At 54.4% G+C, this 12,626-nt stretch carries 9 protein-coding genes and 1 pseudogene; 4 read left to right on the forward strand and 6 right to left on the reverse strand.

The window, feature by feature from the left end:
* Positions 1-26: 26 nt before the first annotated feature.
* From ABKW30_RS08070 to ABKW30_RS08085, 4 genes are read right to left on the reverse strand one after another with little or no spacing between them, the layout of a single operon-like run.
* Complete coding sequence (locus tag ABKW30_RS08070; protein WP_348598165.1) at positions 27-890, reverse strand: ABC transporter permease; 864 nt, start codon at positions 888-890, stop codon at positions 27-29.
* A complete protein-coding gene (locus ABKW30_RS08075) occupies positions 887-1,816 on the reverse strand; it encodes an ABC transporter permease (RefSeq protein WP_348598166.1) in 930 nt (309 codons plus the stop codon). The genes ABKW30_RS08070 and ABKW30_RS08075 overlap by 4 nt, the downstream gene beginning before the upstream one ends.
* A 1-nt stretch (position 1,817) precedes the next feature.
* The gene (locus ABKW30_RS08080; protein WP_348598168.1) at positions 1,818-3,503 is read right to left on the reverse strand and encodes an ABC transporter substrate-binding protein; all 1,686 of its coding nucleotides are present in this window, start codon (positions 3,501-3,503) and stop codon (positions 1,818-1,820) included.
* 55 nt (positions 3,504-3,558) lie between these two features.
* Positions 3,559-3,963 (reverse strand): DUF3088 domain-containing protein, encoded by a 405-nt coding sequence (locus tag ABKW30_RS08085; RefSeq protein ID WP_348598169.1) that lies wholly within the window; start codon positions 3,961-3,963, stop codon positions 3,559-3,561.
* Between the two features lie 459 nt (positions 3,964-4,422).
* Between ABKW30_RS08085 and ABKW30_RS08090 the strand changes: the two are divergent.
* A pseudogene (locus ABKW30_RS08090) lies at positions 4,423-5,264 on the forward strand (IS110 family transposase); the annotation flags it as partial.
* Positions 5,265-5,651: 387 nt separating this feature from the next.
* Here ABKW30_RS08090 and ABKW30_RS08095 read toward each other — a convergent pair.
* Positions 5,652-6,701, reverse strand: a complete 1,050-nt coding sequence (locus ABKW30_RS08095; protein WP_348598171.1) for a Fic family protein — start codon at positions 6,699-6,701, stop codon at positions 5,652-5,654.
* 706 nt (positions 6,702-7,407) lie between these two features.
* Here ABKW30_RS08095 and repA point away from each other — a divergent pair.
* The 3 genes from repA (at position 7,408) to repC (ending at position 11,275) form a co-directional block, all read left to right on the forward strand.
* Positions 7,408-8,640, forward strand: a complete 1,233-nt coding sequence (repA, locus tag ABKW30_RS08100) for a plasmid partitioning protein RepA (protein ID WP_348598980.1) — start codon at positions 7,408-7,410, stop codon at positions 8,638-8,640.
* A 7-nt stretch (positions 8,641-8,647) separates the two neighbouring features.
* Complete coding sequence (gene repB, locus ABKW30_RS08105; protein ID WP_348598173.1) at positions 8,648-9,718, forward strand: plasmid partitioning protein RepB; 1,071 nt, start codon at positions 8,648-8,650, stop codon at positions 9,716-9,718.
* 249 nt (positions 9,719-9,967) lie between these two features.
* A complete protein-coding gene (gene repC, locus ABKW30_RS08110; protein WP_348598175.1) occupies positions 9,968-11,275 on the forward strand; it encodes a plasmid replication protein RepC in 1,308 nt (435 codons plus the stop codon).
* Positions 11,276-11,367: 92 nt separating this feature from the next.
* On the opposite strand, the gene ABKW30_RS08115 is transcribed toward repC, so the two are convergent.
* Positions 11,368-12,492 (reverse strand): thiamine pyrophosphate-binding protein, encoded by a 1,125-nt coding sequence (locus ABKW30_RS08115; protein WP_348598981.1) that lies wholly within the window; start codon positions 12,490-12,492, stop codon positions 11,368-11,370.
* Positions 12,493-12,626: the final 134 nt, after the last annotated feature.

Genomic DNA, 12,626 nt, shown 5'->3' on the forward strand with positions numbered 1-12,626 from the left:
TAATTCCATCTCAAGGTTGGGGAAGTTCACCCTTTTCCCGTGTTCAGGATTGAATGAAGACGTCTTCCGAAAAGCGTGATTGAGATAACCGACAGCGCCACTACGGAGGCGGGGAACAGGCTGACCCATGGTGCAATGTCGAGGAAATTTCGCCCGTCCGCCAATAACGCGCCCCATTCGGCCGACGGTGGAATCACCCCGAGCCCCAGAAAACTGAGGGCGGATGCGGCCAGCACAGAGCTACCTACATTGATCGTCGCCAGCACGAGGAGAGGGCGGATTGTGTTGGGCACTATATGCTCAAATATAATTCTGAAGCGTGCTTCGCCTATCGTGACGGCATGTTCCACATAGCCGGCCTGACTGACCTGAAGAACCTGTGCCCGAACGACACGGGCATATCCGGCAATGCCTGCCAGGCCGACTGCCAGCAATGTGTTGACTGGGCCGCGGCCCAGTACTGCAATCACCAGCAGAGCAAGCAGCAACTCCGGAAAGGCGAGAAGGATATCGAAAAGGCGCACGAGAACGCGGCGAACAGGGCGCGGTGCGAGTGCTGAAATTGTACCGAGCGTGATGCCGCCGAGACACGCTATCAGTGTCGCGCCGATGCCGATGGTAAGAGACTGGGCAGTACCATGGATGACCCGGGTATAAACATCGCGCCCCAATTGATCGGTGCCGAACCAGTTCAAATAATCAGGCGCACGAAAAACCGCATTGACATTCACTGCATCAGGGTGACCGGGTGCAAGAAGGCCGGGCGCGAAAGTTGCAATGACAAGCAATGGGATAAGGACCCATGGAACGAGCGTTGAAGGGCCCCACCAACTGCTGGATTCAGATTTCGTGACGCGGCGCGTCAGCACCCGGCTTGTTTCGGCACTCATGCCCCCGCTTTCCGCAATCTTGGATCTATAAGGAGGTAAAGCCCATCAATGATCAGGTTGACGACAACGAAGATGAGGGCAGAAAACATGACCAGCCCGAGAACAAGCGGCATGTCGTGAGTCTTGATGGCCTGAAGCGTTATCTGACCTATGCCGGAGCGTCCGAAAACAGTTTCAGTAAGTATGGAGCCGCCAAGCACACTTGCCAGCAATGTGCCGCTAAGGGTGATTGAAGCGAGCGCCGCATGGCGCAGACCGTGTCTCAATATGAGGACGGTTTCACTCACGCCGCGTGCGCGAACGGTCAGTGCAAACGGTTGAACGAGAGCTTCCTCCAGTCCATCCCTGAGTACCTGCGCCAGTAAGGCGGCCAGCGGCAGGCTCAGTGCAATCACCGGCAGTATCAATGCACGAAGACCATCATTGCCGGTCACCGGAAACCATTGCCAGTGAAAACTGAACAGGCTGAGAAGCACAATTCCGATCCAGTAAACCGGAGTGCTAAGGATCACGAGTTCAAATCCAACTGCAAGAGCCCGGAGCTTCTGGTGGCGGCCAGCTGTTACAAGGGAGATCGCAACGGCAAAAAGCAGCGCAACAGCCATTGCACTTCCGGCAAGTTGCAGGGTCGGTCCAAGAGCCTCTGCGATCACCTCGGTTACGGATTGCCGGTATTGGTAGCTCACACCAAAATCACCGGTCAGCGCATGGCCAAGATAGTTCACATATTGAACAATAAGCGGACGATCCAGCCCGAAGTGCTCGCTGATGGCAGCGCGTTGCGCCGCATCCACGATGTTCTGCCCGCCACTCAAGATCGCAACCGGATCACCCGGGATAAGCTTTACGGCAAGGAAGGCGATTGTAGCCGCCCCCCACAGCACCCCGAAAACGATGCCCGCACGCTGTATTGCAGGCCGGATCATTCTAGCGCTCAAACCAGGCATCGTAGAAATTCGGCTTGGCATTGGTCGCCCAGCTTATGCCCTGCAGTTTCTTCGATGCTCCCAGCTGATAGGCAGCCACATATAAGGGCACCGCATACGCTTCTGTGATGATCTCTTTTTGTGCCTTTGCGTATAGTTCGCGGCGCTCTTCGTCTGAGGCACCGACGGCGCGCGTCAAAAGGTCGTCCAGACTCTTGGTACGGCTGGAATTGGCACCGGCAGGCGGTGCATAGATCGAGTGGAAAACAGTTCTTAGGATGTCCGGTTCTGCACGGACGTACCAGAAGGAATTGATATCATAATCATTGCTTTCCAAGGCAGCCGTGTAGCTGCCGTCGTCCACCGGCACCAGCTGGAGATCGAAACCCGCCTGCTTCACCTGAAACTGGACGGCTTGTGCCAGTGTGATCTCTTCAGCGCTCTTGTCCGCTGAATCATAGACGTAGCGTACAGTCAGCCGCTTGCCATCCTTCGTGCGGTAACCATCGGTGTCACGCACTTTCCAGCCAGCCTCGTCAAGCAGACGGTTGGCTTTCTCGACATCATAACCCCACAGTGAAGCGACTGCCGGATCATAATAAAGTGTCGATGGCCCGAAGATATTGTCCGCGGGTTTCAGGCTGCCAAAATAGGCGGCCTGTACAGCCGATTTGACATCCACTGCGCTTTGAAATGCCTGACGGAGCTTTACGTCTTCAAAGGGACCCCGCGATGTATTCAGGAAGAATGCGGTATTAACGCCCGGATTTTCCCGTGTAACGACCTGAAGTTTGTCATTTGCTTGTACCGACCGGTAGTTTGCCGGCGGGACATTGTCGATGGCATCAAGCTGCCCGCTGTTCAAGGCACCCAGCCGGACGGATGCTTCAGGCAGCAGCTTGAAAACAATGCTGTCGAGATATGCTGCACCTTTGTGGGCCGCATAACCCGGTCCCCAATTGTAGTCCTGTCTTTTTGAGAGCGTGCTGCCGCTGCCTTTGACAAAACTGTCGAGGATGAACGGACCAGAACCGACAACGGTATTGGTGGTGCTTGGAGTGTTCTTCAGGTAGGTCGGCGACTGGATACCCAGATAAGGCAGGCTCAATCCCTGCAGCAGGGGTGAGAATGATTTCGAGTACCGGATCACCACGGTATCCGGATCTGACACCACAATGGATTCGACTGGGCCCAGCAGGGATTTGGCATAGGCTGAGGTCGTTTTAGGGTCGAGAATACGGTCAAAATTATACTTTACCGCTTCGGCATCAAACGGAGTGCCATCGCTGAACGTCACGTCCTTGCGAAGATGAAACGTGTACTGCGTATGATCGCCATTTATCTCCCAGCGCTCGGCGAGCCAGGGCGTGAAACTATTGTCCTCGGCCTGACCAACGAGTGAATCCACGATGTTTCGCGTAATCACTGCGGTTATGGAGCTGCCGGTGATTGAAGGGTCGATTATTGCCGTATCGGTTCCCAATCCCACACTCAATGTGCCGCCGCTCAATGGCTGGGCGGCAGGCACGGATACGGTGGTCTGTGCCAAGGCGCCATGTGCGTTGACCAGAACCAATGACAGCAACAATAGTTTAGTATACCTGGAAGCAGCGGCAAGCCACCCGCCTGGTTGAGTGCGGGATGGTGCTGCAACAAAGTTCTCGGTATTCGGGACAAGGATTGGCATAGTTTTTCTCGTTTCAGACTGGAAGCCGCGCGGAAAATTGTGACTGGCTGCCGCCTCAGTGCGGCCAGGGAATGTCGTGACGCTCTGCGAGCAACTCGAGAATGCGTCTTGTATCGGCGATGAAATGTTGGTTTCCCGCCACCTTGGCATCATCCGGCGGAAGGGTTGAATTACCAAAAATCAGCACCGGAAGGCCTTGATTGTCTTCACCCAGCAGATCAATGACCGTCTGCCGGGGGCGCCGAAAGGGTAGCCTCACGACCTCGATGCGGCTCTGCAAATGCGGGAAGCTTGCAAGCACTCCCTCTATCTGATTGCTGTATGGGCAAAAGTAGCGTTTTGACGGAAGTTTTGGATCGTCGAATTCGCGATCCAGCAGAAAGATCCGGTCTTTATGAACGTCGCTGGAGCTTTCATTTTGCCGGACAATTTTTGGAACATCTAGATGCTGTTTTGACATAGCTCCGCCGATAGTAAAATTGCGCTTTCTATAGCACAAAACCGATCAATAGTTCAGTTCGTGACTTTCCCAGCCGCATTAGGCTGGATGTTTTTCTCATTCTTCATTGTTGCCTTCAAAAATTACTGATGAAGGCAAAACGAATTGTTCGATGGTTTGATAACGATATTCGGAACATTCTGCTTAGTGAAGAAAATGCATTTCAGATCATGCCTGAATACTAGAAAATAAGGAGAGTCATTCGTATATAGGCAATGATTTTTCGCCGTGTGTCTGCAAGACTGATTTGCGGGATGTCCAGCGTGTTGACAATCTTCCGGGCCCAGGAGCAGCTGAAATAGAGCACAGTTTCTTCTCAATAATTCCCGATAAATAAAATGTGGTGCCTACCGGCCCAGGCGGGGATTTTGTTCACTGACGAAGATCATCATCCTTTTGAGATGAGGATTGTCCGGCCGTACCCTTGCAATCTCGCGAAGGCGCCGGCGAGCGAAGACGGACAAGTTGGATGGTGAGGCTTTGGTAAGAGCGCTGCTGGCTTTCAAGCGGGGGGAACCGCGTGTGTGCGCTATGGTCAAAGCGCCAAGTCCAGAGGAAGAAGATCGCCGCCGCATCTGTCGGGAGCGCAAGGTCCTGATCGCGGAGCGCATCGAACATGTCAATCGTATCAAAGGTCTACTCTTTGCCCAAGGCATCAGCGATTACGAACCGCTGCGTAAAGACCGGCGCAAACGACTGGACGAACTTCAAACAGGCGATGGCCGTCCTTTACCAGCACACCTCAAGGCGCAAGTGACTCGTGAACTTGAGCGGCTCGAACTGTTGCTTGAGCAAATTACCACGGTGGAGAACGAGCGGAATACACTACTGACAGCGCAAAAGGATAGCGCGGTGGCAACACTGACCCCGGCTGCGGCAATGTTGTGCGATATCAAAGGCATTGGTCTGGAATTGCAGCTATTCTGTGGACCGAAGGGCTGTTCCGCCATTTTGACAACCGGCGACAGGTTGCTGCCTATGCTGGGCTGGCACCGACGCCCTGGCAGAGCGGAACCATTGATCACGAACAAGGCGTGTCGAAGGCAGGCAATCCACGACTGCGCACTACAATGGTACAACTGTCTTGGCTATGGTTGCGCCATCAACCGAAATCAGCGCTCAGTCTCTGGTTTACAGCGCGGGTCCAATCCAACGGCGGCCGCATGAAGAAGAGTGCGATCGTGGCACTGGCGCGAAAATTGCTGGTTGCCCTGTGGAAATATGTGACCGCCGGTGTCGTCATCGAAGGTGCTGTGATGAAAGACCATCTGACAATACATACGTCGAATTCTGCAATCTTCCAGGACCCGATCAGTCCTGGTGGATCCAGGCGACGGACCGCTTGCTACTATGGCTTTACAAGCCGAGAATTAGAATGGTTCCGTCTCCTGAGCCCGACCGCCGCAAGCGGGATTTTGGTGCGGCCGCTGCGAGCGGCGACCGTATGTGAGGTGGATAGGTTTGCTTGCAGACCGTATCATGCAACGGGCTCGGACCATGGATCTAATTAAACTTCGCCAGATGGCAACCGGTGCTCAATATACTCTTGACTCAAATATTCCCATGTGAGGTAGCAAAAACCACCAAAAGGGATTTATGTCTCTGAACTGAAGTGACATTATCGCTCAAATTTCCCCAGTGTCGGCTATTCAGGGTAGCGCGTACCAAGTCGAACGACCGCCTCCATTACGCACAAGCATTCCTTTCGTTACCAGGGACGTAAACGTGGCTTTAAGCGTATTAGGACTCGCGCCAGCTTCGCGCACCATGTCACGCGATGTGACGCGGCCATGGTCACGCGCATAATCAAGGATTTTGAGTGCCAATTCTGGAAGGACGGCTAGAGCAGTCTTCTCCCGTTCGACCTTTGCCGCAAGGCGGCGCTTTTGTTGTTGTAGGGCGCGAAAGAAGAAAAGGAGCCATGGTTGCCAATTAGGGGTTTCGGTTCGAATGGTCTTTTGAGTCTGGCGTAGTGCCAAGTAGTAGCCTTCTTTGCTGTTCTCAACCACGCTTTCCAAAGAAGAGTATGGCACATAAGCGTATCCGGCTTGGAGGAGCAGCAACGTGGTCAATATCCGGCTGAGGCGACCGTTTCCGTCCTGGAAAGGATGGATTTCCAAGAATACGACGGTAAACACGGCAACAATTATTAGTGGATGTAGACGACCAAGCTCACGCGCGTCCTTCAGCCAAGTGACAAGCTCTTGCATCCGTCGTGGCGTGTCGAAGGGTGTGGCCGTCTCGAAGACAACCCCGATCATTTTTCCCTCCTTATCAAAGGCACCTACATCGTTTCGCAATGTCTTGTATTCGCCCCGATGACGCTCGTCCTTTGAGCTGTGCCGGAGAAGATCGCGATGAAGTTGTTTGATGTGATTTTCCGTTGGTGGAATATCTTCCCACGCTTGAAATATCGTTTCCATCGCCTCGGCGTAGCCAGCGACTTCCTGTTCGTCGCGACTTGTGAAGCGTTTGATTTCCAGATTGGCAAGGAGATGTTCGACTTCCCTGTCGGTTAGCTTGCTTCCTTCGATGCGTGTCGAAGAGCCAATGCTTTCAATGGTCGCGATCATTCGCAACGCTTTCAAGCGCTCTGGCGCAAGCGTACCCAACGCGCGCCATGCCCCCTTGAATTCGTCAATTTCAGCGACGAGAGTTAGTACCTCAGGCGTAATATGTATGGTGTCTGTATTGATCATACCAGATTGAATACCGGATTGAACCTGATTGATCAACCAGATTATTTGCCAGATTACACCGGATTACCGGAGACGACCAGATTAAACGCCAGATTATACCCGAATAGATTCTCGGCCTTCCCGTTGAAGTTCAAGGGGCAAACGAGCCAGAGGAAGGTAGCCGCTTCCGTTAACCATCCGATTTTTCCTCGATCGACTCCCGCGGCCAGGTAAGAACCTGGGTCATGTTCAGGATGATACGCATACAGCTCTGATCTTTGCGCGGCCGTTTTCGACCGTCGATCCGCTGCGCCTGCCGTCGATTTCTGGAGCCTGAACATGACCTTCAACGCCAAGGGCCGCAGTCGGGCCAAGAGAAGGGTAAAAAGGACATTCTCTCGGTGCCGATTCACAACAGTTTTTCTGTAACCGAGGGCCGGTGCGCAATTGGCTAATTTGCCTTAACTATAAGGCTCTTGACGCGACTCGTATATTTCAGCACCCTAGTTACGGCTTTAAGGGGATTGCGGTGGAATAAACGTTACCAAGGTCAGGCGGTGTTAGTGCTGACTTGCAGCGTTAAATCTCTGTCCAGCGTTACCCCGTTGGTTTTTATGTCGAATCGGCGCATGTTCTGCCAGCGTTGCAAAATGACTTAACGGACGTACAGGATATCACCTTGACTATGATGCATGTAGCACAGGCAAATCAACAAGACCCGACTCTGATGGGCGATGCCTCTTTGCCTGTTGCTTTGTCGGCCGACAGGGCAATCGCAGCGGATGCAGAAATGCTCTCAGCTCAGCTGCAGGCAATGCGCAACCGGCTCTTCCCGCCAACGGCAATGAAAGCATTGCGCAGGTTTACGAGTGGCGAAGCTGCCAAACTCATTGGAGTCTCGGACGGTTATTTGCGTCAGCTTTCCATCGCGGGAGAGGGTCCACAACCGGAAACCGGAAGTGGCGGGCGCAGGCTCTATACGCTGGCCGAAATCAACGCGCTGCGTCATCATCTGGCAGAGGCCGGCGGAGCCAAGGCAAAGACCTATCTGCCGCATCGTGATCCAACCGCCAATGAACACATGCAGGTCATCGCGGTTACCAACTTCAAGGGCGGTTCCGGCAAGACCACGACAAGCGCGCATCTTGCGCAGCATTTGGCGATGTCCGGTTTCCGCGTGCTGGCCGTCGATCTCGATCCCCAGGCTTCGATGTCAGCGCTGTTTGGTTATCAGCCGGAGCTGGATCTCACCGGCAATGATACGCTCTACGGTGCAATTCGCTATGATGGCGAACGCCGTCCGCTACGCGATATCATTTGCAAGACCTATTTTGACGGCCTCGACCTCATACCCGGCAATCTGGAATTGCAGGAGTTCGAACATACCACGCCGCAAATGCTGGCGGACCGGCAACATGGCGCTGCACAGACTGTCGAACAGCAATTGTTCTTCGCCCGCGTGCAGGCCGCCCTCGACACGGTGTCCGACGATTACGATGTCGTGGTCATCGACTGCCCGCCGCAGCTTGGCTTTTTGACGCTCTCGGCGCTTTGCGCTGCTACATCGGTGCTTGTAACTGTTCATCCGCAAATGCTTGACGTCGCCTCGATGAGCCAGTTCCTGTTCATGACCGCCGACCTTCTCGCTGTTGTGCGCGAGGCTGGCGGTGAACTCAATTTCGATTTCATGCGCTACCTGATTACACGCTTCGAGCCGAATGATGCGCCACAGCAGCAGATTGCGGGCTTCCTGCGTTCGCTTTTCGGAGATCGTGTATTGACCTCGTCGGTGGTCAAATCGACGGCTTTCTCCGATGCTGGTCTGACCAAGCAGACACTTTATGAAGTATCCCGTGACAGCTTCACCCGCGCGACCTATGACCGTGCAATTGAATCGCTGACGTCAGTCAACTCCGAAATCCAGGGCTTGATTTACAAGGCCTGGAACAGGCCGGAGTGAGGGCGCGATGATGACAGGCAATAATCGCAGGGATCAGCTCAAGGCATTGTTCGGAACCGTGGAGAGCATTCCCGCGCCAGAGCAGAAGCCGGTCGAATCCGTGCCTGCTCCAAATGCCGCAAGCGAAACGCAAAAGCCACGCACGGCATCGGGCGCGGTAAAGGCCATGGGGCTCTCGCTTGGTGGCATGTCGCGCGAGATCGAGGATGCGCGCCGCCTTAAAGAGAGCCTTGCAGGTCTCGAGCGGGTGATCGAGCTTGATCCTGCGCTCGTTGAAACCTCATTCGTCGAGGACCGGCTCAGTCATGCGGCCGGGCTTGATGAGGATTTTGAAAATCTGGTTGAGAGCATCCGTCAGAACGGCCAGCAGGTGCCGGTTCTCGTGCGCCCGCACCCGGAAAAGCCGGGCTACTACCAGACGGCCTATGGTCATCGTCGCCTGCGCGCTGCACTGCGCATCGGCAAGCCGGTGCAGGCAATTGTCCGCGAGCTTAGCGATGTGCAGCTTGTATTGGCACAAGGCAAGGAAAACACCGAGCGGCGAGATCTTTCCTTTATCGAGCGGGCCTTCTTCGCACGCAACCTTGTCGAGCGCGGCTTTGAGCGTGGGCTCGTTCAGGATGCCCTGTCGATCGACAAGGCGGAGATGACGCGTTTCCTCCAGGTGGCGGCTGCTGTGCCTTATCCAATCGTGCGGGCTATCGGTCCGGCACCGAAGATCGGCCGCCCGCGCTGGGTCAGGTTCGCAGAATTACTGAAGTCCAGCGAAGCGCAGGCAGCAGCCCTGAATGAAATCACGCTGGAGCCTTTCAGCACTGCCGACAGCAATACGCGCTTCAACCGCATTTTCGAACGGTTGCTAAAACGTGTTGAACCGGTCGCCCTGGCGCCGCGTAACATCACCCCTGTCGCGGATAAAAAATCCACGGGCACAGCCTCGATTGCACAATTGAATTCGGACAAGGGAAGGCAGACCCTGACCTTCGCCGAGCATATACCGCAAGGGTTTGCGGTCTTCGTGACGGAGGAGCTTGAAACACTGCTCGCCCGTTACAACAGCCGGACAAGTGACAAATAGCGTGGTGACTTGTCCACGTGGTCACAAAGCCGGTCAGTGTGAGTAAGCGTTGATCAGCCGGTTCGTCGAGAGCCGTTTCTAGAGACAAAAGAGAAGGAAACAGCGGCAAGAAAAAAGGCCCCCAGAACGTTACCGCCCCGGAAGCCCTCTTCAATGTAGCAATTTTAGAGAATCACTTCCACCCTGACTTGTCAAGAGTCGGACGCGTTCCGGCATACTTTTTGATTGCCTCAAATTGAGGTGAAGAACATGACCGACCGTTTTGCAACGTCGCCATTTGGCAGGCGATCGTTGTCGCACGCCATGATTGCGGTACAGGAAAAGACAGCGCGAGCGCGAGAAAAACTGAATGAAACCGGGGGAAGCCAGCCGGAAAAATGGGCTTTGCTGCGTTCATTAACCGAAGCGCGCACAGCGTTTTTCCTTTCAGACCGTACAATTGCAGTGCTTGAAGCATTGCTTAGCTTCTATCCGGAGACTTTACTGGATGGCAGCGCGCCGTTGATCGTCTTTCCGTCCAATACCGAGCTGTCATTGCGCACACGCGGCATGTCATCCGCGACAATTCGCCGGCATCTGGCAGCTCTGGTAGAGACAGGACTAATTATTCGCCGCGATAGTCCAAACGGCAAGCGCTATGCCCGTCGTGGTGAAAGCGGCGAGATCGAGCATGCATTCGGCTTTGATCTGTCACCCCTGGCGCTGCGAGCTGGTGAGATCGAGGCACATGCGGCACAGGCACGCGATCTGGCGCGTGCTATCCACCGTGTCCGCAGCGAAATCACCATTCACTTGCGTGACGTGTCCAAGACCATTGATGCAGGCCTCAGTGAGGAGCGCGCCGGTGACTGGAGCGGATATGCAGACGATCTTGCTGCTTTATCAGGACGGGTTAGCAGACATCTGCCCCTGGAAACCCTCAGGACACGTTGTGAAGCATTGGCCAAACTCCGTATAAAGGTTGAAAAAGCATTTCTGGATACATTATCTGACACAGAAATGAGCGGCACTGACTCTTCCTTTGAGCACCATATTCAGAATTCAGATATAGAACCTAATTTTGAAAGAGCCCCCGAAAAGGGCCAGAGGCGAAATGGCGAACCAACGCCTGCTAAACCAGTGCCAGGCCGTACGGCAGCAATCGATAAACTACGACAAAGGCTGGATAGCGCCCGTCGCACTGTAAAATCTGTCGGTACACCCGATGATTGGCCAAAGCTTGAAACGAAATCGATACCCATGCGGCTTGATGCTGTGCTCGCGGCCTGTCCGCAAATCCGGGACTATGCTCGAGATGGGATTCGGGACTGGCGTGATTTGATGCAAACGGCCGGATTGGTCCGCTCGATGCTTGGTGTTTCGCCGGATGCATGGGAGAGAGCGCGTGATGCCATGGGCGATATCAATGCCTCGATAACGATTGCTGCAATTCTGGAACGTGTTGGTGAAATACGCTCACCGGGTGGATATTTGCGGGCTCTGACCGACCGGGCTGAAATCGGCCAGTATTCTATCCTTCCGGTTATCAAGGCATTGAATGGGGAAGGGCGTGCTTGATATGGCAAGCACTTTGTCGCATGTGGCTGCGATGGAAGGCAACAAGCATACACGATTGTATTACCCGATTATATTGCAGAGAAATCGGCAAATCACGCAACCCGGCAATCGAACAGCACAGGCCGTCTTACTGCCAGCATTTCTCCTATCGTTTCGTCGAGATCGTCGGGCTTGTCGCACCTGATGCCAACGGCGCCGAAAGCCTCCGCCAGTTTTACGAAATCGGGTAGAGAGTTCAAGCAGGAGCGATAAAGACTCTTCAGATACCCGCCAAACTCCGTGCTTCCGTTGTTCAGTATGAAAACCTTGATCGGGGCATCGTACTGAATCGCCGTGGAAAGTTCCTTCATTGTCGTTTGCACAGATGACGCGTCGGCAATATCAATAACCAGGCTTTCAGGATGGGCGATTTGTGTGCCTATCGCCGCTGGCAAGCCATATCCCATAGTACCGAATCCGCTCGGGGCTATCCAGCGACTGGACTGACCGGCGTGATTGAACCGGGCAGCACATTCCCTGTGCCAATGCATATCGATGGCAACATACGGTGCATGATCGCGGGTCAGTTCATAGAGCCGGTCAAGTGCGTACTTGCGCGCAATGATTGTCTCATCTGATGATGGTCCATGATGAGCGATTTCCATTCGCTTGTCGGTTCCACCCTCAGGGGGATTGTAGTGCTCCGGCCAGGCAACAGCGGAAACAGGCGTGTAACAGGCAGTCCGGACGAGAATATCTTTCGGTATGTCGACGAGTACCGGTCCAGGTCGACCCGACCGTGCCAGCCGGAACGCTTTATGGATTGTGGTGGAGAGTTCACTCACGTCGGTAACAAGCCAGCTATTCTTCGTGCACGGCCGCGTGATGCCAACAGTATCGCATTCCTGAAATGCGTCGGTACCGATAAGCGCGGTTGCCACCTGTCCGGACAGGCAAACGATAGGCACGCAATCCGACATCGCATTCTGAAGCGGAGTAACCGCATTTGTCGCGCCGGGTCCGGACGTTACCAGCATGACGCCAACTTTGCCTGTCGAACGGGCATAGCCCTCTGCGGCGTGGCCCGCACCCTGTTCGTGGCGTACCAGTATGTGCCTGATGTCGGTCTGCCGGAAAAGTTCATCATAGATAGGCAGCACCGCTGCACCGGGATAGCCGAAAATATGCTCAACGCCATTGTCGCGCAGCGCCTGCAGGACGATTTCTGCTCCTGTCATTTCAGGGTGTGCGGGTGCGTTGGTGTACGTGCCTGTCATGGCAGTTCCTTTGTGCAATGTTTGAATTGGATGGTGGTGACAGGGCAGTGCGGAGGCTAAATTCCGGGCATAAAAAAAGCCCCGTCAGGAGCTTG

This window comes from Phyllobacterium sp. SB3, from assembly GCF_040009165.1.
Lineage (GTDB): Bacteria > Pseudomonadota > Alphaproteobacteria > Rhizobiales > Rhizobiaceae > Phyllobacterium.